Annotated in this window: 18 protein-coding genes; 13 read left to right on the top strand and 5 right to left on the bottom strand. The window is 35.0% G+C overall.

The window, feature by feature from the left end; all coding sequences use genetic code 11:
- Nucleotides 1–2: 2 nt before the first annotated feature.
- Nucleotides 3–1,010 carry a DNA polymerase III subunit delta gene (gene holA / locus RK02_RS03295; protein ID WP_016182826.1) on the top strand — a complete coding sequence of 336 codons (1,008 nt, stop codon included), beginning with the start codon at nt 3–5 and terminating at the stop codon, nt 1,008–1,010.
- Nucleotides 1,011–1,062: 52 nt separating this feature from the next.
- On the opposite strand, the gene rpsT is transcribed toward holA, so the two are convergent.
- Nucleotides 1,063–1,317 (bottom strand): 30S ribosomal protein S20, encoded by a 255-nt coding sequence (rpsT, locus tag RK02_RS03290; RefSeq protein WP_016182825.1) that lies wholly within the window; start codon nt 1,315–1,317, stop codon nt 1,063–1,065.
- A 290-nt stretch (nt 1,318–1,607) separates the two neighbouring features.
- On the opposite strand from rpsT, the gene RK02_RS03285 reads away from it, so the two are divergent.
- Nucleotides 1,608–2,639 (top strand): inorganic phosphate transporter, encoded by a 1,032-nt coding sequence (locus tag RK02_RS03285; RefSeq protein ID WP_016182824.1) that lies wholly within the window; start codon nt 1,608–1,610, stop codon nt 2,637–2,639.
- Nucleotides 2,640–2,650: 11 nt separating this feature from the next.
- Nucleotides 2,651–3,274, top strand: coding sequence for a DUF47 domain-containing protein (locus RK02_RS03280; protein WP_016182823.1), 624 nt, complete (start codon nt 2,651–2,653; stop codon nt 3,272–3,274).
- 27 nt (nt 3,275–3,301) lie between these two features.
- On the opposite strand, the gene RK02_RS03275 is transcribed toward RK02_RS03280, so the two are convergent.
- Genes RK02_RS03275 through RK02_RS03265 form a run of 3 tightly spaced genes read right to left on the bottom strand, consistent with a single transcriptional unit; the run spans nt 3,302 to nt 5,476 of the window.
- Nucleotides 3,302–4,129, bottom strand: coding sequence for an undecaprenyl-diphosphate phosphatase (locus RK02_RS03275; protein WP_016182822.1), 828 nt, complete (start codon nt 4,127–4,129; stop codon nt 3,302–3,304).
- A gap of 3 nt (nt 4,130–4,132) precedes the next feature.
- Nucleotides 4,133–4,837, bottom strand: a complete 705-nt coding sequence (locus RK02_RS03270; protein WP_016182821.1) for a histidine phosphatase family protein — start codon at nt 4,835–4,837, stop codon at nt 4,133–4,135.
- Nucleotides 4,838–4,852: 15 nt separating this feature from the next.
- Entirely contained in the window at nt 4,853–5,476 is a 624-nt protein-coding gene (locus tag RK02_RS03265) for an MBL fold metallo-hydrolase (RefSeq protein ID WP_016182820.1), read from the bottom strand.
- Between the two features lie 210 nt (nt 5,477–5,686).
- Here RK02_RS03265 and RK02_RS03260 point away from each other — a divergent pair, with 210 nt between their 5' ends.
- Genes RK02_RS03260 through RK02_RS03250 form a run of 3 tightly spaced genes read left to right on the top strand, consistent with a single transcriptional unit; the run spans nt 5,687 to nt 9,100 of the window.
- Complete coding sequence (locus RK02_RS03260; RefSeq protein WP_016182819.1) at nt 5,687–6,220, top strand: hypothetical protein; 534 nt, start codon at nt 5,687–5,689, stop codon at nt 6,218–6,220.
- Between the two features lie 34 nt (nt 6,221–6,254).
- Nucleotides 6,255–8,597 carry an ATP-dependent DNA helicase gene (locus RK02_RS03255; protein ID WP_016182818.1) on the top strand — a complete coding sequence of 781 codons (2,343 nt, stop codon included), beginning with the start codon at nt 6,255–6,257 and terminating at the stop codon, nt 8,595–8,597.
- Between the two features lie 11 nt (nt 8,598–8,608).
- A complete protein-coding gene (locus RK02_RS03250) occupies nt 8,609–9,100 on the top strand; it encodes a YajQ family cyclic di-GMP-binding protein (RefSeq protein WP_016182817.1) in 492 nt (163 codons plus the stop codon).
- A 267-nt stretch (nt 9,101–9,367) separates the two neighbouring features.
- On the opposite strand, the gene RK02_RS03245 is transcribed toward RK02_RS03250, so the two are convergent.
- Nucleotides 9,368–9,973: a TetR/AcrR family transcriptional regulator gene (locus RK02_RS03245; RefSeq protein ID WP_016182816.1), complete on the bottom strand. Its 606-nt coding sequence runs from the start codon at nt 9,971–9,973 to the stop codon at nt 9,368–9,370.
- 189 nt (nt 9,974–10,162) lie between these two features.
- Between RK02_RS03245 and RK02_RS03240 the strand changes: the two genes are divergently transcribed.
- The 7 genes from RK02_RS03240 to RK02_RS03205 all read left to right on the top strand — a co-directional run bounded on the left by RK02_RS03240 (nt 10,163) and on the right by RK02_RS03205 (nt 24,728).
- Nucleotides 10,163–14,404 carry a 2-hydroxyacyl-CoA dehydratase gene (locus tag RK02_RS03240; RefSeq protein WP_016182815.1) on the top strand — a complete coding sequence of 1,414 codons (4,242 nt, stop codon included), beginning with the start codon at nt 10,163–10,165 and terminating at the stop codon, nt 14,402–14,404.
- An 883-nt stretch (nt 14,405–15,287) separates the two neighbouring features.
- Nucleotides 15,288–15,629, top strand: a complete 342-nt coding sequence (locus tag RK02_RS03230; protein ID WP_016182814.1) for a bacteriocin immunity protein — start codon at nt 15,288–15,290, stop codon at nt 15,627–15,629.
- Between the two features lie 205 nt (nt 15,630–15,834).
- Complete coding sequence (lepA, locus tag RK02_RS03225; RefSeq protein WP_016182813.1) at nt 15,835–17,673, top strand: translation elongation factor 4; 1,839 nt, start codon at nt 15,835–15,837, stop codon at nt 17,671–17,673.
- Nucleotides 17,674–17,870: 197 nt separating this feature from the next.
- Nucleotides 17,871–18,782, top strand: a complete 912-nt coding sequence (locus RK02_RS03220) for a helix-turn-helix domain-containing protein (protein ID WP_016182812.1) — start codon at nt 17,871–17,873, stop codon at nt 18,780–18,782.
- 211 nt (nt 18,783–18,993) lie between these two features.
- Nucleotides 18,994–20,121 (top strand): replication initiator protein A, encoded by a 1,128-nt coding sequence (locus RK02_RS03215; protein WP_016182811.1) that lies wholly within the window; start codon nt 18,994–18,996, stop codon nt 20,119–20,121.
- Between the two features lie 16 nt (nt 20,122–20,137).
- Nucleotides 20,138–21,391, top strand: a complete 1,254-nt coding sequence (locus RK02_RS03210; RefSeq protein ID WP_016182810.1) for a transcriptional adapter — start codon at nt 20,138–20,140, stop codon at nt 21,389–21,391.
- A gap of 154 nt (nt 21,392–21,545) precedes the next feature.
- Nucleotides 21,546–24,728 (top strand): SpaA isopeptide-forming pilin-related protein, encoded by a 3,183-nt coding sequence (locus RK02_RS03205; protein ID WP_016182809.1) that lies wholly within the window; start codon nt 21,546–21,548, stop codon nt 24,726–24,728.
- The last annotated feature ends 24 nt before the right edge of the window (nt 24,729–24,752 follow it).

Raw genomic sequence — 24,752 nt, 5'->3', positions numbered from 1 at the left:
TTTTGAGTATTCAGACAAGCTTACAACAGATTAAAAGTGACCCGTTACAACCGATTTATTTTGTTTATGGTCAAGAATATTATTTAATAGAACAAGTCAAGCAGACCTTCTTTGAACGTCTAAAGATTACAAAGGATAGCTTGAATTTTGCCCATTTTGATTGTGAAGAGACTGAATTTCCGGTTATCTACGAAGAATTACAGGCGATGCCATTTTTTGAGGATTATCGGCTAGTATTTATGGAACAACCGTATTTTTTAACGAGTGATAAAAAGTCTTGGGAGCAACAATATATTGATCAGCTAATCGATTATCTAAAAGAGCCCGTTGCTTCAACTATATTAGTTATATTTGCTAATTATGAAAAGATTGATGAACGAAAGAAGTTAAGTAAGCAGTTAAAAAAAGTTGGCACGCTGATTGATGTTCATCCACTGTCAGAACAAGAGGTGACAAGGTATGTTCAGCAGTATTTGGAAAATCAAGGGGTGCAATTTAATCGAGAAACACTCGCTTATTTTTTAAAAGCATGTGATTACCAATTGACTAAGGCGATGCAGGAATTACAAAAATTGAGACTTTATTTAACTGATGAACAGCCACTGACATCGGAAATTATCGATCAATTGATTCCTAAAACACTTGAACAAAATATTTTTGAATTAACGCAAAATGTATTGCTAGGGAAAAAAAACCAAGCGCTACAATTATTTGATGAATTGTGCTTACAAGGAGAAGAGCCAATAAAAATGATTGCAATTTTGATTGGACAACTGCGCTTGTTCATCCAAACAAAATTTTTGATGAGTAAAGGTTATCAACAAGCCAATATTGCTGAACAATTAAAAATTCATAGCTATCGAGTGAAATTAGCGATGCAAGATGTGAGAAAGTATGAAACGACGCGCTTATTTGATTTATACAACCAATTAGTCGAATTAGATTATCAAATTAAAACAGGTAAGGTGCAAAAGCAATTTGCGTTTCAATTATTTATACTGAAGGTTTAAAAAAATAGGGCTGACCCTAAGTCAGCCCTATTTTTTATGAATGATAAGCTAATTATTTAGCTAATTTTTTGCTTAAACGAGATTTATCACGACCAGCTTTGTTTTTGTGGATTAATCCTTTTGATTCAGCCATGTCGATTGCTTTAATTGCTTCTTTGTGTAAAGCATCTACGTTATCAGCACCAGCTTCAACAGCTTTTTCAAATTTTTTGACAGCAGTACGCATAGCGCTTAATTGAGATGAATTCTTAGCATTAGCAGCTTCGCTTGTACGAACACGTTTAATTGCAGATTCAATGTTTGGCATGTATTTCACCTCCGATTAATAAGTTATTATACGCAAAACGTATAAATCAACAATTGTCATTATACCTAATGCTAGGCATGATTGCAACTATTACTTGTAAAGAATTTTTACTTAACAGAAAAAAAGTGTCATTTTTTTAAAAACTACTAGAAATTAGTGAGGATGAAGGCTGAGGAATAACTAATTACATTGGAGTGTTAAAACTTTTTAAAATTTTATGTAAACTTTCTCATTGATATTACATACACATTCTATATGTTTTATGCTATGATATTCATTGGAGTAAAATTATGGTGGTGAATTTTTTGAGTATTGCATTATTTGTAACCGTTACACTCGTTTTGGGAGTGATTTTTGTAAACGGTTGGACCGATGCACCTAATGCGATTGCAACGGCAGTCTCTACAAGAGTATTAAGTCCCAATTTTGCGATTTGGATGGCTGTAGTGATGAATTTCGCTGGTGCATTAGTCATGACATATTTCAATGCGCAGGTAGCTGAGACAATTAGTAAAATTGTAAGCTTTGAAGCGCAAGGGATTCAAGCAGCTCAGGTTGCGCTTGCAGCTTCGTTGTTTGCGATTGTCGTTTGGGCGGTAGCTGCCTGGTATTTTGGTATACCAACGAGTGAATCACATGCTTTAATTGCGGGATTGACTGGATCAGCTATGGCGCTAGGTGGTTTAGGCGCGGTTAATGGTGAAGAATGGATTAAGGTATTAATTGGTCTTGTGGTTTCAACCATTATGGGCTTTTTTGGCGGGTATATCTTAACGAAAGTAATCGTACTATTATTCCAAAATGTAGCTCGTCCAAAAGCGAATAAGTTCTTTACAGTCGGTCAGGCAATTTCCGCTGCTGCTAATGCCTTTTTACATGGAGCACAAGATGGTCAAAAATTTATGGGTGTTTTTATGTTAGGTCTTTACTATAACAATTTGGCTGAAAAAACTGGTGGTGGCTTCACTATTCCGCTATGGGTTATGGCGTTGTGTTCTATTACAATGGGACTAGGTACTAGTGTAGGTGGAATGAAGATTATTAAATCAGTTGGGATGGATATGGTAAAGCTAGAGACTTATCAAGGTTTTACAGCTGATTTAAGTGCAGCAATCTGTTTATTCCTAGCTTCTGTTTTTGGTATTCCAGTATCAACCACACATACGAAAACCACTGCGATTATGGGTGTAGGTGCTTCTAAACGCTTAAGTAGTGTAGACTGGCGAATTGTTTATGAAATGATTTTTGCTTGGGTCATGACATTTCCGGGTTGTGGTCTAATTGCTTATATTATGGCTAAGTTTTTCGTAGCTATTTTTTAAGGAGAGAGAATATGGCGAGAAGAAAAAAATATGATTACTTTAAAACATTGGAAACCTTAGCAGCCAATAGTTTTAAATCAGCAGAACTATTAGAAAAGATTATGCGTAACTATTCATTTGATCATTTAGAAACAGAATCTGAATTGATTCATCATTTAGAAAAAGAAAATGATCATCTAGTCACTGAATTGACTAATGAGTTATATGATGCGTTTATTACCCCGATTGACCGCGAAGATATTATGCTTTTAGCGGAATCATTAGATGATGTTTTAGATGGGATTAATGGGATTACTTATATGTTTGAAAACTTGTGTATCACCGAATTACGTGCAGATACAGAGTTATTCGCTCATTTATTAGTCGTAGCAACGAATGGTGTTTTAAATGCGATGAAGGAATTTCCAAAATTCAAGAATTCAAAGGATTTGAAGCAACTATTAAAAGAAGTACGGAATACAGAATCAGAAGCAGATCGTTTATATAGCAAATTGAAAAAAGAATTATTTGCTGGAGACAATGATTTATTAGAAATCATTAAGTGGAAAGAGATCTATGAAAAATTTGAATTAATTTCTAACAGTACTGAAAAAGCCGTTGATCTAATCGGCAATTTAATCATCAAAAATACCTAAAAAAGTGGGAGCATGCTCCCACTTTTTTTAAAAGATCATCGTTAAAATAATAATAACTCCTAAAATGATTCGATACCAACCGAAAACAGAGAAATCGTGCTTTTTAATGTAATCCATTAAAAATTTAATGACCAATACTGAAACCACAAACGAAACAATCATACCGGTTAATAAAATAACCGTTAATTGGAAATCAAAAACATTCCCTTCTTTAAGGAATTTAAGCAATTTTAAGCCACTTGCGCCAAACATCGTAGGAATCCCTAAAAAGAAAGAAAACTCAGCTGCTACATAACGAGAAGCACCAATCAAAATCCCACCTAAAATAGTCGCACCAGAACGAGAAGTCCCAGGCATTAATGCTAAAATTTGAAAGATTCCAATCATCACTGCAGCTCGATAGGTGAAACGATTTAAATCCGTGCATTTTGGCTTAAGATGGCGATTTCTGTTTTCTACCCAAATAAAGCCAATACCGTAAATAATCAGCATCAAGGCTACTGGAAAGGGCTTATAAAAGTGAGCATCTAACCAATCATCAAATAATAGCCCAATAACGGCTGATGGGAAACAAGCAACGATTACTTTAAACCATAAATCCCAGGTTTGTTTGCGCTGTAGGGGGGATTTGCTAGCATCGAAGGGATTTAATTTGTTAAAGTACAGATAAACGACGGCCATAATTGCCCCTAGCTGGATGACGACGTTAAACATCGTTGTAAATTCTTTGCTGACCTGCATTTTGATGAGATGATCCACCAAAATTAAATGACCGGTACTACTAATCGGTAGCCATTCGGTAATGCCCTCTACAATACCTAAAATAACTGCTTTAATAAAGTTTGCAAAAAACATAGATTACTCCTTACGCTCTGTTAATTCTTTTAAACCCGCTTCTTTAAAGCTACGATCCCCAATTGCTTCAATAGAGAAGACGCCATTTTCATAATTCAAAATAGAAATTGAACCATTATCGATATCGATTCTTACCCCATTTGTTTCATCGATTAAATGCATCAAAAAGGCGATTGTTAAACCGTGGGACACGATTAAAGCTTTACCACCGCCATTTTTTTCAACACGATGGGCGATATCCTCAAATCCGGTTAAGACTCTATTTTTTAATGTTTCATAGGTTTCAGCCCAATTTGCAGTATCCGCTTCATAGATCGCTTCGGCAATTTCTCTAAAAGTTGTTTTGGCTGCAATCATCTCATCATAATTCGCATAATTAAGTACGCGCGGAATCACTCCCCACATTTCAGCATCATAGCCACCCTCAAGTGAGCCAAAATTCCATTCACGAATTCTCGCATCGGTATGATAAGGGATGTCTGCACCATTTTTATGCTTAGATAAAAGAATCCGCATCGTTTGAATGGCACGACCGCTATCACTAGATACTGCTTCAACAAAATCGATATCTTTAATACCAAGACCAGTTCCTTCAATTCCTTGAACGCCAATTTCTGTCAAGGGTGTGTCACACCAACCTTGCACACGTTGTAAAGTGTTAAACATGGTTTTACCGTGACGGACGATGTAAAGTTGCGTTTTTGTCATATTTCTCTCTCCAATCTATATTCCTCGTAAAAAAGGATTTGTTTGTTTCTCATGTAAAATAGTTGTGCGCATGCCATGACCAGGATAGACCACAAAGTCATCTGGCAAGATGAGCAATTGGGTAACAATACTGTTAATTAGCTGTTCAAAATTACCAGTGTATAAATCTGTTCGACCAATACTACCGTTAAATAAAGCATCACCAGCTACGACAAAGCTATCAAAAATAAAGCTGACTGAGCCATAGGAATGGCCAGGGGTAGGGACTACCTTAAAGGTGATAGAGCCTATTTGATAGGTTCGATATTCCCAAAGCTCATCGGCTGGCCGAACAATAATTGGGGTCATTTCAGGGTGATTTCCTGATAGATTTAACGTCGGATCTGATAACCAAGCATTTTCTTTTTCATCCACATAGACTGGAATTTTAAAGGCGTCTCTTAGTTGATCAACCGCACCAATATGATCATAGTGGGTATGGGTCAGTAGAATGGCTTGTGGTTTAAGTTTGATTTTTTCAATTTCTCCGATAATTTTATCGGCATCTTCACCAGGATCGACAATCAATAATGTATCGTTATCCCAAATCAAATAACAATTTTCTTGAATAACTCCTGTTGGTATACATTTGATATTCATAACATAGCCTCCTTTATACATTACCAAGAATAAGTATAGCTTAAAAACTTATATGAAACAATTGTTCTAGTCATTTTTTAAAAAGTCTTAGTCTAGCCGTTTTGTGTGAATTGTCTGAAAGTTAGATAAAAATACACTAATAATCTTCTTTTAAAAAAGGTTTGCTATTAGTGTATTTGCTATAATTAGAGCATAAAAGAGGTGTTTTGAATGAAAAACAAGTGGATTTCAATATTATTAGTTGTTTCATTATTTATATTGAGTGCATGTACATCGCAATCTTCCTCGGTAAAAACAGGGATCCAGCCTAAACAATCAACGACCTCCGAAAATTCTGATAAAACAAACGATAGCTATCAAGATTTTATTATCATTCAAACCGATAACCAAGGCTTTCCACAAAGCCAAGGTGTTTATGATTTTCATGATGGCAGTGTACATATTGTTAAACAATACATACCTGAAGGGCACACTTCGCAAGCAGATACTCGATTGCAAATTACCCAAGAAGAACGAGTGAAAGAAGCATTAGAGAACGATTTTAAAAAGCATTTTGCTAAGCTTAATTTTCAAAATGATCCGTATTATGTTTATGAGACGACCTATACTGATTGTACGATTCATAAGACAGATGAAGATTTTACAATTAGTTCTAAAGAGTTTACAATTAAATTTAATTGGGTAGATAAAAAGCATACTATATTATTAGATACCAATCATGTTTTATATCAGATTTACCAATAAAAACATTAGATGACGGAGGCGACAACAAAGGCTAATGCAAGAAAAAAGAGTGGCCATTCGTGAATTAGCACAGTTTATCTATCGAGCGGATAGTTTAGATAATCGCAAGCAAAGTAATCATACCGCATTAGACGGGGCAAAAATTCATCGCCGTTTGCAAAAGAGTGCTGAGGGTGACTATCAAGCTGAGCTTGCCTTAAAAATAACTTATCAGGGAAAGCATTGGCAGATTTTGCTAGAAGGGCGCTGTGATGGTGTTTTTGTTATAGATGGTACATATTGCATTGACGAAATCAAAACATCAGCTGTCCATTTGGAGTATTTGACGGCTGAAGAGCTAGCTTTGTTCTTTGCCCAAGCCAAGCTCTATGCCTATATCTATGCTAAAGAAAAACAGCTTACGGAAATTTTTGTGCAAATTCGTTATTATCAAGTCACCGATGAAACAATCGAGGTTTTACGGGAGTTATTTCAATTTGCAGACTTAGAGGCTTTTTATTTGGCTACACTTGAGCGTTATGAACAATGGCTAGATTTGGCATTAGAGCTAAAACAAAAGAGAGATGGAAGTATTGAACAGCTTTCTTTTCCTTTTCCCGCATTTCGCCAAGGTCAACGTGAATTAGCCGGGCAGGTTTATCGAGCATTAACTCATGAGAAACAGCTTTTTACCGAAGCACCGACTGGAACGGGTAAAACATTATCAACTTTATTCCCAGCATTAAAGGCGCTGCAAAACCAGCAGATAAATAGTATTTTCTATTTAACAGCCAAAACAGTGACTCGACAAGTGGCGATGAACAGCCTAGCTTTGCTGCAAAAAAATGGGCTACAGGCTCGAGTGGTAGAAATTAACGCTAAAGAAAAGATTTGTTTTCAGGAAAAGTGTATTTGTAATCCAGATGCTTGTCCATTTGCTAAAAATTATTTTCAAAAAAGATCTGAGGCGCTATGGGAATTATTAAATGGCGAGACACTTTATTTTGATCAAACAACCATCCAAGCAATCGCGCAAAAGCATCAGCTATGTCCATTTGAATTCTCATTAGATTTAAGCCAATGGTGTGACGTGATTGTTGCGGATTATAATTATTTATTTGATCCACAGGTTTACTTACGTCGCTTTTTTGAAGGCGGAACCTTTGATGGCTATGCTTTAGTAGATGAGTCGCATAATTTAATTCATCGAGCAAGAGAGATGTATTCGACCAGCTTATCTGTTGAATGGATTGAACGTTTTTATCAGTATTTACCAAAATCGGCCAAAAAACATCGTTCAGTGATTCAGCGTATTCTCGATGAATTAACCTTACTTGACTCAACTCGGCAAAAACAACAGGTAAACGAGCTTTTTACGACTGATTTTCCTGAAAGCTTAGTTTTTAAATGTTATCAATGGTCAGAGTATTTTGCTGATTATATTTTGGAATTTAATCAACAAACTGATGAGGAATGGATTTTACTTTTGTATTTTGATTTACTTCATTTTTTGAAAATTGCTGAGTATTTCGATGATACTTATTTATTCTCAATTGATGACAGACGAATTCATTTTTATTGCTTAGATCCTGCTTGGTTTTTAAATGATAAAATGAAGCAATTAAAAGGGACCGTTTTATTTTCAGCAACTTTTTCGCCAATTGATTATTATCAGCAGCTCCTAGGTGGCAATGAGGATAGTTTAACGTATCGTTTACCTAGTCCTTTTGCTCAAGAGCATTTACAGATTTTGGTTGCTGACTACATTAAAATGGATTATCAAAATCGTCAATCCTCGATTCCTGAAATTTGTCAGTTAATCATTCAAACATTTGAGGCCAAACGAGGAAACTACATGGTCTTTTTTCCGTCCTTTCGTTTTATGGATGAAGTCATCCAAGCCTTACCGATTGATCAACTGCCTTTTGATTTGTTCATTCAAGAGCGTCAAATGACTGCGGAGGCTAAAGAAGAATTTTTAGCCGCTTTTCAGCCCAATCGTGCGGTTGTTGGTTTTTGTGTTTTGGGTGGCATGTTTTCTGAAGGCATTGATTTAAAAGGTGAAAAGCTAATCGGTTCAATCATTTTATCAGTGGGTATTCCACAGATTAATGATCAACAGGAGGAATTAAAAAAATATTTCATAAAAAAAGGCCTGCCTGGTTATGATTATACCTATCGTTTACCAGGATTAAACAAGGTCTTGCAAGCAGCTGGTCGGGTGATACGGAGTGAAGAGGATTATGGGGTGGTCATTTTAGTCGATCATCGCTTTGCTAGTCAAACATATATGCGACAGTTTCCATCACACTGGGCGCATGGCCGAGTGTGTCATCATTTAGCTGCGTTAAAATCTGAGCTACAGCAATTTTGGAATAAAGCTTACATTCATAAATAGGAGGATTTTTTATGGCAAAAGAAGCAAGCTTCGATATTGTTTCTGAAGTAAATATTGAAGAAGTCAAAAATGCAATTCAAATTACTTTGAAGGAGTTAACTAATCGTTTTGATTTTAAAAATTCAACAGTTGAAATCGAGTTGGCTAATAATGAGATAACGATTGTTGGTGACGATGACTATAAGATTGAGCAAATCAAAGATGTACTACTTAGTAAATTAATCAAACGCCAAGTTCCAATCAAGAATCTACATTTTAGCGCTGGCGAACGAGCTTTAGGTGGAAAGGTTCGTCAAAAAGCAGCCATGATGAGTGGAATTGATCAAGCTAATGCGAAAAAAATCAATCAAGAAATCAAAAATAGCAAATTAAAGGTGAAAAGCCAAATCCAAAATGAGCAAATTCGTGTGACTGGGAAAAGTCGAGATGACTTACAAGCGGTGATTCAACTATTAAGAAAATTAGATTTAAATATCGAATTGCAGTTTACTAATTACCGTTAGACAGTGTTTTGTAAATAGTTTCTTAAAAAACGATCTAGCTAGTGAAATGTTTAAAATCACCGTGTTTTTCAGGTAGCAACTGATAGGCCTAGAATTTGCCAACTTATTCATCTTTTCAATAAAAAGCCGTCGTTTAAATGATTGTTTAAACGACGGCTTTTTTGTACAAGTTTGTCAATCGACTGCCAAACTATGAAACTATGCGCCAATTTGAGTGCTGCTTTTTGTGTGAAAACTTTCAAGACAATTAGGCACTTGAAAAGGTATTCAATTATCAATCGCAATCCCTAACACTTTTAGGTGATTACTACCGACTAATTTAATGGTTAGCTGCGCCATTTGTTTTGGAGTAAATGCACTATCTTGATGAATCCACCAATATAGACTGGTAATAAAGGTCGAAGTCATGTATTCAATGATAAAATCAGTTGGGACAATAAAATCGTTTTCATGGACTTCTAGTTTTTCAAAAATTTGCGCATAGGTAATGTGTAGTAAGGGAACTAATTTTTCACGCAAATAATTGGTGCCATTTGCATTGAGGATAATTTTAAAAAAATCTCTATTTTGGTGAATTTTTTCGTAGGCGTTCGTTAAGATTATCTGAATACTTTGAAGTTGAAGTCGATTGGCATGACCGATTTGGATAGGAGCGAGTACAGAAATAAAGCTTTCAAAGGCTTGATTAAAAATATAATCATAGACATCTTGCTTGTCTTTAAAATGTGCATAGAATGTTGCTCGATTAATCATTGCTTCATTAGCAATATCTGAGACTGTAATTTGCTCAAAGCCTTTTTGTTCAACTAATTGCATAAAGGCAGTTAAAATCATTTTTTTAGTTCTTCTTGTTCTTAAATCTTCTTTTTTCATTTATTTAGCTTCCTTTTTCAAATTTAAACGACAATTTTTATGTCTTTGTTGTATATATCACAATCGATAATAAATTGTCGATTGTAATTTCAACAATTTGTTCATAAAATATACATATATATTATATCAAACACTTTGTTAAATATTCAACATGTGTTGCTTTTTTATACGTTAGGTAGGTCATTTATTATGAAAATTGGAATTGATGTAGGCTCCACTACTGTTAAATTAGTTATATTGGATAATGAGCATCAGTTATTGTTTAAAAAATATCAACGGCATTTTTCTGATGTAATCCCTACAGTTATACAGGTTTTGGAAGAAGCTGTTGGCATGTATGGAAATGAAGGGGCGAGTATCGCTATTACCGGATCAGCAGGCATGGGTTTGGCAGATGCTTTATCTGTTCAATTCGTTCAAGAAGTGATTGCTTGTACCGAAGCCATTGAACAGTTCATTCCACAAACGGACGTGGCGATTGAACTAGGTGGAGAAGATGCCAAAATCACCTTTTTTGATGGCACCCTTGAACAACGAATGAATGGTAGTTGTGCTGGGGGGACTGGTGCTTTTATCGATCAAATGGCATCATTATTAGAGACTGACGCAACTGGCCTTAATGAATTAGCCAAACAGTATCAACAAATTTATCCAATTGCTTCTCGTTGTGGGGTATTCGCTAAAACAGATGTGCAGCCTTTAATTAACGAAGGGGCAGCTCGACAAGATATTGCAGCTAGTGTCTTTCAAGCGGTTGTTAATCAAACAATTGCGGGATTAGCCAGTGGTCGAAAAATTAAGGGGAATATTGCCTTTTTAGGGGGGCCATTGACCTTCCTATCAGAATTGCGCCAACGCTTTATTGAAACCCTCCATTTAAGTGAACAACAAATTATTTTTCCTGAAGACTCTCAACTGTTTGTCGCTATTGGTGCCGCTTTATTAGCTGAAGCTACCCAAGAACAAACATTAGATGAAATTGTAGCAACCCTAAAACAGGGACATCAAACCGCGCTACAGCCAACCAATACCTTGCCGCCATTGTTTCAATCTGAGGAAGACTATCAAGCATTTAAAGCGCGACACGACTTAAATCAGGTTAGTTACCAATCATTAGCGCAGCATCACGGACCCGTTTTTTTAGGCATCGATGCAGGATCGACGACTAGTAAATTAGTCTTAATTGATGAAAAAGGGACGATTTTGTACCAGCATTATGATAATAATCGGGGGAAACCATTAGAAACAGCGATGGAGGTCTTAAAAGAAATTTATCAACAATTACCTGAGGATTGCTATATTGCTAAAGCATGTGTCACCGGCTATGGCGAGCATTTATTAAAGCATGCCCTTAAAATTGATTTAGGTGAGGTGGAAACCGTCGCTCACTATAAAGCGGCTAATTTCTTTCAACCCGGTGTTGATTTCATCTTAGATATTGGCGGCCAGGATATGAAGGCAATGACGATAAAAGATCACGCATTAAGTGCTATTCAGTTAAACGAAGCTTGCTCATCAGGCTGTGGCTCATTTATCGAAACCTTTGCCAAGAGCATGAATTACCAAATAGCTGATTTTGCTAAGGCTGCGCTTCACTCGCAAGCTCCCGTTGACTTAGGCTCCCGTTGTACGGTTTTTATGAATTCAAAAGTAAAACAGGTGCAAAAAGAAGGGGCGAAGGTAGCAGATATTTCGGCAGGCCTTTCTTATTCAGTAATTAAAAATGCCTTGTTTAAGGTAATTAAGATTAGAAAACCTGAAGACTTAGGTGAAAAAATTGTCTGTCAAGGAGGCACCTTTTATAATGATGCGGTTTTAAGGGCCTTTGAATTGGTTTCTGGTCGTGAAGTGATTCGACCATCGATTGCAGGACTAATGGGTGCTTATGGCTGTGCCTTAATCGCCTTAGAACAAAGTGAAGTCGGGGATAGCTCAACGATTCTTTCAACAGAAGAATTAGCTGCTTTTTCAGCAGAAAAGGAATTTACGCATTGTGGACTATGCGAGAATAATTGCTTATTAACCGTGACGCTTTTTTCAGATGGTCGTCAATTTATTACCGGTAATCGCTGTGAACGTGGTGCTAGAATAAAAATCAAAAAAGATGACCGTCGTCAAAATTTGGTTGATTACAAATATCGCCGTTTATTTAAATATCGTCCGCTAAAAAAAGAGGCTGTTGTCCATGGAACCATTGGCATTCCTCGGGTTTTAAACATGTATGAGAATTATCCATTATGGCATACAATTTTTAGTGAGCTAGGGTTTAAGGTTGTGCTATCACCAAGATCGAATAAAGAATTATTTGAACTAGGCATTGAAACTATCCCTAGTGATACAGTGTGTTATCCAGCTAAATTTGTTCACGGACATATCCAAGCCTTAATCAATCAAAAGGTGGATCTAATTTTTTATCCAAGTGTGGTTTTTGAACAACAAGAATTTGCTGAAGCACAAAATCATTTTAACTGTCCGATAGTTCAAAGCTATCCAGAGGTTATTGCCAATAACTTTGATGAAATACAGCAGCAACAGGTTGATTATCGCCATCCGTATTTTAATTTGGCCAATCAAGCCTCAGTGGTCCAAAATTTAATGCTGGCCTTTGCTGATTTTGCGATTAGTCAAGCTGAATGGGAAGCAGCGGTCGAAAAAGGCTTTACTGAATTAGCCAATTGTCGTAAGGATATTCAAGCTAAGGGTGAAGCCTTGTTAGAATCCATGTATGCTAAAAATCAAAGAGGAATTGTATTAGCTGGCCGACCTTATCACTTAGATCCAGAAATCCATCATGGAATAGCAGAAATGATTGCTCAAGAAGGCTTCCATGTGCTAACCGAAGATAGTATTGCGCATTTAGGTAATGTTGAACATTTACGCGTAGTTAACCAGTGGATGTATCATTCGCGTTTATATGCTGCTGCACAGCTTGTAGCCAAAACACCGCTATTAGATTTAGTCCAGCTAAATTCATTTGGTTGTGGGATTGATGCAGTAACGACTGATCAAGTTGAGGAAATTTTAACTAAGCACCACAAGCTTTATACTGTTTTAAAAATTGATGAAGGCGCAAATCTTGGAGCTGTTCGGATTCGCCTCCGTTCACTAAAAGCAGCGATTAAGGAACGAGAACAGCAAAATCACGAACAATTTGTTGAAAATGCAACAACTGATCAAATAATCTTTACAAAAGAAATGCGTAAAACACATACGATACTTTTACCGATGCTCAGTCCTATTCATCAAGAGGGTTTGCTCGATCAAGCCTTTAAATCTGCTGGTTATCGGGTGGTTTCTTTGCCGGTGGAAGGGTCAAACGCAATTGATTATGGCTTACGATTTGTCAATAATGATGCTTGTTATCCTGCAATTATCTCGATTGGTCAGCTATTGGAAGCCTTACAAAGTGGACAATATGATTTAGATCATACCTCGGTCATGTTGACCCAAACAGGTGGGGGCTGTCGTGCAACGAATTATATTCCGTTATTACGCAAAGCCTTAGCTGATGCCGGCTTTGCCAATGTTCCGGTGATTTCACTTTCAATGGGCAATCAAGGAGTGGAATCAAGTCCTGGCTTTAAATTATCGATTCCATTAGTGAAACGTATTGCTTTAGCAGCGATGTATGGAGATTTGTTTGAACGCGTGGTTTATCGAACACGGCCTTATGAAAAAAATCCAGGTGAAGTCAATCAACGTTACCAGCATTGGTTGGCTATTGCTAAAGAGGATGTAAAAAAAGGCTCCTTTACTCGCTTTAATCATCATATGAAAAAGATTATCCAAGAATTTGATCAAATTGAATTATTACCTCTTCGAAAACCAAGAGTAGGGGTTGTTGGTGAAATTTTAGTTAAATACTCACCCATTGCCAATAACAATATTGTTGATTTGCTAGAAGCAGAAGGGGCTGAAGCGGTCGTGCCTGATTTAATCGGTTTTATGAATTACTCTTTATATAACCAAGTATGGCGAAGTGAAAATTTAGGCCAAAGTAAACGCGCAAAATGGTTGGCACAATTTGCTATTAAAGTGATTGAGGAGCTAGAACGGCCAATGGATAAGGCGTTAAAAGCTTCTAAACGATTTGAGGGAATTGCTGGTATTGAGCAATTAGCTCATTCAACAGAAGAAATCATTTCAATTGGTACGCATACTGGTGAGGGCTGGTTCTTAACTGGCGAAATGATTCATTTATTGGAAAGCGGCGTGAATAATATCATCTGCATGCAACCATTTGGCTGTCTACCTAACCATATCGTTGGTAAGGGGATGCTAAAGAGCTTGCGCCAGCATTTTCCAGCAGCCAATATTACCGCTATTGATTATGATCCAGGGATTTCAATTGTTAATCAATTAAACCGGATACGTTTAATGCTATCAACTGCTAATAAACAATTAAAACAGACAACTGCGATGAAGCAGTAACGCTTAATCCATCGCTAGAACACTCAGTCTATAGTTAAAGTAGCTATAGGCTGAGTTTTTTTTAGTGAAATGATCTGAAATTGTGTACATGAGCTTTGTTGTATTACTTTATTATTGTACAATTATTTTAAACAGCAACATATAAGGCTTTACAAAAGTAAAAATTATGATAAAAATGTTAGGAAAGAAATATTTAAAAACTATTTTTCCATCATCTACATGAACTAAATTTTTATTGAGTACCTTTTAGAAATAACTTTCCTATATTTTTTGAATTTCTAAATACCTCTCCAAGCCTTTTTGTTAACTAAATTTTTAACTATCCTGATAAATGATTCCGTATCATTTAAAAAATTTTGACTAAAAATTAAATTTTTAAAAAATCATTTATAAAAAAATAAAATCGTGATACGATTATAAATGTAAGCGGATTATATTTGGCTGACTATCCTACCATCTATTTTTCTATTCTGCTTATCTCTATTATTTATAGTTTTGTTGATTTATTTAATCGGTTCTTTATTTAAAGATAAAATGGTTAGCTTGTTTGTAGCTAGCTTATTGTTAATTGGTGGAGTTCTTTTGCCATATGTAATAGAGCCTGTTCGTAGGATAAGTGAGTTTTTACCTACAACATATTTACATAGCTATGAGATATCTACAGGAATATATCAAAAAACGATAGAGAATTATCAAATTAATGTATTAACTGGTTTTGTGGTTATTTCTGTTTATATTGTTATACTGCTATTGTTGATATTGGGTATAAATTTTATTAGAAATTCAAAGCTCATAAAAGCTTCTATTATCCAATGATACATGACGAATATTACTTTATGGCAATTATTTAAGATGAATATAAAAATTAAAGGATGTGGTGAGAATGGATACACATAAAGTTCAATTGGTACTACACGAGCTATATAATAGTTTGAATAGTAGAAAGGAACAAACAGCTGGCATACAGGATATAACTGACTGTCTATTGCAGGTCTATAAGAAAATAGCGGTCGTTAAAAATCCAGAAAGCTTGCTTAGCGCCTTAGTCAATTATATTTACGTAACGGGCTTTAATCATAAAATTCAATTCCATGGCCGTGATGAAGAATTACTAAGAGAATTAGCTAAATACAATCAAACAGCGGGCTTGAATGCAAAATATCGTTCAGATTTCACCGATAAATCACAATTTTATAGCTTTCTAGAAGCAATGCCACAAAGATAAAGCGTGCAATTAAAAAACTCCTTATAGACTAAATAAAGAAAGTAAGCTTTTTCTAGTCTAAAGGAGTTTTTTCAATGATTATTCAATTGAGTTAGTGCAGCCAATAGAAGAGATATTAGCTAAAACTAGCGGAAATGAGTTGCCAAAAGTAAATATTGATTGGTATAATAAAAAAGCTGATTAAAAAATGTGAGGAAGAATATAAATGCATACGATCGATGAAATGAAAAAACGCCAAGAGATGATTCGAAATTTTTCGATTATTGCGCATATCGACCATGGTAAATCAACCTTGGCTGACCGTATTTTAGAAAAAACAAATACCGTTTCTTCTCGTGAAATGCAAGATCAATTATTAGATTCAATGGATCTTGAACGTGAACGAGGAATTACGATTAAGCTAAATGCTGTAGAATTAAACTATACTGCCAAAGATGGCAAAACCTATATTTTTCATTTAATCGACACACCAGGACATGTCGATTTTACCTATGAGGTTTCAAGAAGCTTAGCTGCCTGTGAAGGGGCTATTTTAGTAGTAGATGCTGCTCAAGGAATAGAAGCACAAACCTTAGCCAACGTTTATCTAGCTTTAGACAATGATTTAGAAATTTTACCCGTTATCAATAAAATCGATTTACCTGCCGCTGATCCAGAAAGAGTGCGAACGGAAATTGAGGATGTTATTGGGATTGATGCCTCAGAGGCTGTTTTAGCTAGTGCCAAAGCAGGGATTGGTATTGAAGAAATTTTAGAGCAAATTGTTGAATACGTTCCGGCACCAACTGGCGATGTCGAAGCACCATTAAAAGCCTTGATTTTCGATTCTGTTTACGATGCCTATCGTGGGGTAGTTTTAAATGTACGAATCGTTGATGGAATGGTTAAGCCAGGGGATAAGATTCAATTAATGAGCAATGGTAAAACGTTTGAAGTAACCGAGGTCGGTGTCTTTTCACCAAAAGCCTTACAGCGTGATTACTTGATGGTCGGTGATGTGGGTTATATCACAGCCTCTATTAAAACTGTTCAGGATACACGTGTAGGGGATACCATTACTTTAGCTAATCGTCCTGCAAGTCAAGCGCTAGAGGGTTATCGTCAAATGAATCCGATGGTATATTGCGGTCTTTATCCAATTGACACATCTCGTTATAACGATTTGCGCGAAGCCTTGGAGAAATTACAATTAAATGATGCTGCTTTACAATTTGAACCTGAGACTTCCCAAGCTTTAGGCTTTGGTTTCCGATGTGGATTTTTAGGTCTGCTACATATGGATGTCGTTCAAGAACGTTTAGAGCGTGAATTTAATTTAGAATTAATTACCACAGCACCTTCCGTTATTTACCATGTGCATTTAACAGATGGTAGTATGTTGGTCGTAGATAATCCGGCTGATTTTCCTGAGCAGGTCCGGATTGATCGCGTAGAAGAGCCTTATGTCAAAGCGCAAATTATGGTACCAAATGAATATGTTGGTGCGGTGATGGAATTATCTCAACGGAAACGTGGCGATTTTGTTACAATGGATTATCTAGATGATTATCGCGTGAATGTTGTCTATGAAATTCCATTATCGGAAATTGTTTTTGACTTTTTTGATAAGCTAAAATCAAGTACAAAGGGCTATGCTTCGTTAGATTATGAAATGGCGGGTTACCGTACAAGTAAGCTAGTGAAGATGGATATCTTATTAAACAGCGAAAAAGTCGATGCATTAAGCTTCATCGTGCATCGCGAATTTGCATATGAACGTGGTAAAGCAATTGTTGAAAAATTAAAGAAATTGATTCCTCGTCAACAGTTCGAAGTGCCTATCCAAGCAGCTATTGGACATAAAATTGTCGCTCGTTCTGATATTAAAGCTCTACGCAAGAATGTATTAGCCAAATGTTATGGTGGGGACGTTTCTCGTAAACGTAAATTACTTGAAAAACAAAAAGAAGGTAAGAAACGAATGAAACAAATTGGTTCTGTTGAAGTTCCTCAAGAAGCCTTTATGGCGGTATTGAAGATGGATGACCAAAATGAAACGAAATAACTTTTTACAGAGAGAAAACCTTATTAAATCAACGTTTTAGAGTAGTGGATAACCAGCGATTTATACTTTTAAAAGAGTTTAAAATGTCATTTGGTTGTCACAGAGAAAATAAAATTAACAAAATTGGAATATTTTTCCTTGAAGATTTTTAATAGTTAGCGTATGATAAAAGCATCTCATAAGGAGGTGCTTTTTTCATGCCTGAATATATAAGTGGTGATTTATTAAAATCTCTTAGAATAGAACAAAAATTATCTCAAAAAAAGTTAGCTGATCTAGTGGGAATTTCACAAAGTTTGTTAGCAAAGTACGAAAAAGGTACAATAAAAATTCCTAAAGCTATGGATGTTACTTTAAGTAAAATTCTGAATGTAGAGACATTATTAAAAAATGAACCAGATAATATGCAGGATTTAATCAAGCAGGTAGTTATCTACAAAAAAATGAATAATTTACTTAATAAGGAGTTAGCTAATAAAATTGGCATAAGTGAGGTGTCACTCGGCTATATACTTAATGGAAAAAGAAAACCTTCACAGAATATACTTAAAAAGATTGTAGCGTTCTTATCTACTGACGCTGAAAAATCTATGGCAGTTATTAAACAATCCGATGGTTCATTTAAATTCCCTGTTATAGATAAGGCTATTATGGGAAAAAGAATTTATGAAATTAGAGATAATAGAGATACATCCTTAGCAAAATTTGGGAAAGAATTTACCTATCCAGTAAGGAAAAATGTTATTCATAGGTGGGAAAATGGAGAAAATGTTCCTGATATTGAGAAATTAATGAACCTAGCTTATCTAGGGAAAGTGACTGTTCCGTATATTTTATACGGAGAACTATTTAGTAATATGCTAACAAAAGGAAATAAAATTGATAGCTTTGAAAAAATTGATTCACTACGAATGGGTTTGAGATTGCGGAAAATTCGTAGTGATTATCATTTATCGAGAGAGGATTTTGGCAAGTTTTTTTCTCCCCCTATTAGTAAATGGACAATGGATAGATATGAAAATGGACATGACATTCCTAATACAGAGCGAATCATTCAGTATGCGTTCATAGGAAAAGTTTCTTTAGAATTTTTGGTATATGGTATTTGATGTAAGGGTATCATATTTTTTGTTCTTTTAATACTGTGAGTGTTTACCTATAATATGAAAATAATTATCTTAAATTAACGTAATTTTCATAAATATAAATTAAAAAGTATCTGTTTAAATAGTTATGGGAGTAAAACACATAATATTAAATTCAGTTGATAGATTAAGAATAGGTGTCTATTAACTGATTTTTTTTGGAGTTGAGACAATCATGGCAGATATAAAAATAAACCAAATTGCTACACAAAATTTCTTTCAAATTCCTCAAATTTTTATGACTAGGACAGAAAAGAAAGTAGATGGGGGCAAGATACTAAAAATTAAATACACCAGTGATTATGCGAAAGAATTATCAAATGATGCTAAGCTTGCGTATGCAGCACTTTATAATCGTTGTCAATTAAGTATCAAATCGTATGAACTAGGTAAAAAAGATTTTGTCGATGAAGATGGTTCAATCTTTTTAATCTATACGGTGGAAGATTTAATGGATTTACTAGATAAGTCAAGAGGGACTGTCATCAAAATCAAGAAGGAATTAAATAAACTAGGTTTATTGAGAGAAGTGCGACAGGGGTTAAATAAACCCAACAAGCTATATTTACAATTAGTCGATGCCAGTCATCAAATTATTGAGTTTTATGATGAATTAGGGAATTCAATTGTTTTGTCAGATGATAAGTCTGAAGCCCTTGACAGACAAGGAAGTCTAAATTTTGGACTTCCAAAAAATGAACTTCAAGAAGTTCAAATTTTAGACATAAGTAAGAATGAATTAAGTAATACTACACATATAGATACTAAATTAGATACTAGTATCAATTGGCAAGAATCATTTTTACTGCTAAGTGAAAATACTTTTCTTGATAAAACCTGTTTAAATTATATAGCCAAGTGTTCTTCTGATTATTTGGCTGCGAAAAAGATTGTAGACATGATTTATCAAACAAAAAAATTAGTTTGTAGAGAATGGATGGACTATCTAAAAGGCAGAAAAGTAGTTAGTGATTTGATTGAGATAGTAGGTGAAGATTTTAATCAAGATTTATTTCATACTATTCAAAGAATTTTTGCCAAAAATAAAATTTTATTGAATCAAGGCAAAAGTTTCTCAAACAAAGATGGCTTTGTATTTAAGACCTTGTTAAATTTTTGGCGAGCTTGTGCCTTTGAATTGAATCATAATCAATTAGAATATTTGTATGGTACAATTAGATTATCAGAAGGCAGAGAGATTCAAATTGCAAAAGCAGAAAAGGAATTAGATAAACAAGCATTTCTAAATTTTTTATACTTACCGAAAGAAGATTCCGTATCCTTGCATGATTGGACAAAGTAGATAAGGGGAGATTTGAATGAAAATGTGGTTAAATCAGTTTAAAAGTAAAAAAAGCTTAGTGCTATGCTTTCTTGGGGTGTTTATTTTTGGGGGAAGTTTCTACTTATTCATGAACCATAGAATGCAAGAAGAAAAAAGAAAGACACTGGAAGAACAGCTAGCATTTGAAAGTAGTTTAGTTGAGAAAATTCAAAAGGAATTTGATCAGGCATATATAGATAATAATCAGGTATTTCTTGCCAAAGAATTTGCTGAAAAGGATTTGAATGAATTGGAGAGTAATCTCAAAGTTTATCAAGATAAAATGAGTGAGATTAATGATTCGTGGCATTTGTTAGGCGAAAAAACGACCACTCCTTTACAACCATTGAAACAAGCGATTGAAAAACCAAAGCATGAATTTTTGAAAAACTTCAAAAGTATAAAAAGAAAATTTTATGCTCAAAATCATCTCAATCAATTGTTTAATGAAAAGTATTTGTATGGTGATACGATTAATAAAAATGTTGTTATTATTGATAGTTTAGAACCAAAATCAATTCAAATGCTGAAAAAGAAATATGTATTCGATAAAAACAATCCATTTGACCATGTGATACAAGAAGGACTGAATCTGGCTGAAGAGCAATTGAAATTAGTTACCGAAACGAAACAGTCTATCGAAGAAATGTTCACTAATAGTAAACCAAATGATAAAGCGACCATAGATAATCTTACTCATGCCAAAGATTTGCTCTCTCGTATAAAAAATCAAAAGATAGTTAGTCAGTTGAACAATCGATTAAGTCCTGTAGAAGCAAAATTAAAAAAAGAAAAGGATGAGAAACAAGAGAAAATCAAACAGGAATTGGAAACCAAAGCTAAAGAAACAGGTGGAACTGTTGAGAAACAGTCTGATGGTAGTTATGTTTTAAAATCAAATGATGGAAACACAACTCAATCAGGCACAAATACTCAGCAGTCTAGCCCAACAGAATCAGCCAATCAATCTTCGAATCAAGCGTCAAATAGCCAATCATCAACACAAAATGGTTCGACAAATACACAACCATCTCAGCCTACACCACAGCCACAACCACAACCAACTGTGAAATACACGGTTTGGTATACTGCCTCTAATCCGGCAGATGCACAATATAACTTGCTGACCGGACAAAAGGTTTTTAATACTGAAGCAGAAGCGACATCTTGGCTTGATAATTACGCTGATTCTCTATTGATGAAAAATATCACTTCATCAAGTTATGGTGTATCCACCTATATTGGATAAAAAAATTCAGACACTTGAGTAGGTATTACTTAGGTGTCTTTTTTATATAGAAAATTTGAATAGAGGGGAGGAATAAATCGTATTCGTAACCAAGTTTGAGCAGCCTAATGGTAGGTTGCTTTTTTTTATATCAAATGAAAGGTGATAGATTAAAATGAATGGTAAAAAGAAATTATCTAAAATCTGGCAACTATTTATGATAGGTGGCTTATTGAGTTTAATTGGCTTGTTTGCAGGCAATAACTCTAAAATTGTTCATGCAGATCAACTTAGTATGCAGGTAGGGGAAACAGGAAATGTTTATTATGATACGAATAATATTTATACATTAAGTGGAACAAAAAATGGGCAGGCATGGTCAGATGAAACGGCAGCTATGGCTGTATCTCCTGATAGTGGTTCAGGAGATAAAATTGTTTTTTGTATTGCCCCTGGTGTACCGTTTTTTAACACAAATAATCCTGGATATGAAGCGGTAGATATTAGTCAATTACCACAGGATGTGCAAATAGCCTCGGTAATCTGGAACACACATTTTGGCTTTGGAGCTTCCCCATCTGGAGCAGACCGTATTACCACACAAGCCGTAATTTGGGAATTGTTACCTCAATATGGAATTCGTGTAGATGCAATTAGTGGTATTCCGGATTTTCAAGCAAAAAAACAACGACTGTATGATGGAATTGCTGCGTATAAACGTTTACCGGAATTTAATCAGCAAAGAGTGAATCTGAAATTTGGTGAAACAACTACTTTATCTTCATCGGTTGATTTAAATAGTTTTGAAACAATGGTAGGGAATACAGCAAAAGTAAATTGGGTTGTTTCACCAGATGGACATAGCGTGGCTGTTACGCCAACAGATCCAATGGTTCAAAAAGGAACAATTGCTTTTAAACGTTCTTATATGCAAGGTACGCCTATCGCTTTAGCAAAAACTGGTTCACAAACAGTATATTTACCAAGCGTTAAAGATCCAGCAAATTATGTCGTAAATTTTGATGTAAAAACAACTGGAGAAGCACAAATTAAAAAAATAGATAAAGAGACTGGCGTTGCTGTTCCAGATACAAAATTTATTGTTGAATTTAGTGGACAAAATGCACCTGAAACTAAAACCGTAGTAACGGATGCAAATGGTATTGCTTCTATTGGTGAAATTATGCATGGTGTTCATGTGAAAGCCACAGAGGTAAATGTCCCTAAACCATATGTTTTAGGAAGTGCAGTTGGAGAGGCTGATGTCGTAGAAGGAGATGTTGTTGCCGGCCAAACGATTACATTAATTCAAAAAAATATGAAGGAAAAAGGACAGATTATTGTAGAGAAAACAGGCGTTGAATCAGGTACTAATTTATGGAATCAATTATATTCGCTAGCAGGAAATGTTTTTGAAATCAGAAAAGAGAATCAAGATGGGAAAATTATTCAAACCATTACTACCGATGAGCATGGACATGCAGAAACAACCAGAGATTTACCATTAGGAACTTATGTTGTTGTAGAAAAAACTGCCAGTACTGGATTTGTTAATACATTCAAACCTGTCGTTGTAAAAATTGAATATGCGAATCAAACGACTGCGGTAGTGGTTAAAGGTGCTGAAGGGAAAAATCAAGAAGTAACTGGAACAACAGTTTTGAAAAAGTTTGATATGGAAACAGGAAGTCAAACACAAGGTAGAGCGACATTTAAAGGTGCTGAATATGCGTTATATCATGAAGATGGTACGCCAGTTAAATGGTCAGAACGTTATGGTCCTAGATTAGTAACAGGGACGAAATTAGATGGTGATTCAATTGTTGTACGCATAGATGATGATAATCAAGAAGCTGGAATTGAACATTTAGCTTTAGGAACATATTATTGGCAAGAAGTCAAAGCACCAGAAGGATATCAAATTGATAGTAAAAAGCATGAGGTAGTACTAAGTTATAAAGATCAATATACACAAAATATTTTAACCAAACAAGAATCTAAAGAAAAAGTGATTAAATTCAGTATTGACGGATTTAAGTATCTTGAATCGAAGTCTGGAAATAGTAAATCTGGCTATAATGACATTACTTTTTCATTGACACCTATTCAGCCAACAAAAGGTGCGGTTAGAAGCGTCACTACACATACGGATGAAAATGGTTATGATGGTTACTGGAAATTTGACTCGATTCCTTATGGAGATTATGTATTGAAAGAGGTAAATACACCAAAAGGTTATCAGTCAATTAAGGAATTAATCATCAATTCTAGTTTTGATTCAGAAAAACGTATTTATACTTTCAAAGTAACTGAAAAAGGACAAAAAGAAGCGATTAAAATTTTAAATGTGCCTGAATCTAAAATCAATCAAGGTTCAAATATTGTCTATTTAAGCAAGCTATTTCTAACTAATTCTGTAAAAGAACTACCAATCATTCGTACAAAAGCTACAGTGGACGGAAATAAAACCTTTGAACCATCAAAACAAACCAATATGCAAGATACAGTCACAATGAGTCAATTAGAAGTAGGACAAAAATATACGAACGCTATTAAATTGTGGCGAGTAGTCAAAGATGATTACCAACATGCAACTGTAGTATGGGAAGGCAAACAAGATTTTGAAGCGAAAGCTGAAAAAATGGAGCAAGTTATTCAGCAAATGGTTGATACCTCAAATGATGACGAAACGATTTCTTATGTATTCACAGAAGAATTATTTGAAAAAGATGGACCAAAAGTTGCAGAACATACAGATTTGACCAATAAGGAACAAACGATTAAACCAGTAAATCCTTTTGTACCAACGATTGAAACATTATTTGTCACTAAAAATGGAGATAAGACGTTTGATCCAACGAAGAATCAACAATTAGTTGATAAAGTGAAGGTTTCAGTAGCAAAATCTGATATTGGTAAAACTTTCTACTATGTAACTCAATTTTTCAAAATTTCAAAAGATGGACAATCGACCTTATTAGGAACAGATACTTCTGAACATGTAGCAAAAGAAGTGAATTTTAGCTTTGAGGCTATTTTTGAGTATAAAGCGAATATGCTAAAAGATGGAGAAAAAATTGTAGCCACTCATATTGCGTATAAAGACAAAGAACATAAAGAAATCTATGCGAAACATGTAGATTTAACTAATGAAAAACAAACATTAACAGCAGTCACTCCAAAACAACCAACGACACCTAATAAACCAACTGACGTTAAAACTAACTATGTTCAAACTAGAGTAATTCCTCAAATGTCTGGAAAACTGGTAAATGGGCATGCAGTTCTTTGGTTAATGGTTTCATTAGGATTGGGTAGTTTAGGATATGCAGTGTTACGCAAAAAATTGAACAAATAAATATCAAGTTAGAGGGAGTAACTA

This window comes from Enterococcus columbae DSM 7374 = ATCC 51263 (assembly GCF_000406925.1).
In the GTDB taxonomy this organism is placed as follows: Bacteria; Bacillota; Bacilli; order Lactobacillales; family Enterococcaceae; genus Enterococcus_E; species Enterococcus_E columbae.
The sequence above is the reverse complement of the archived record's forward strand: the minus strand, read 5'-3'. Positions and strand labels throughout refer to the sequence as shown.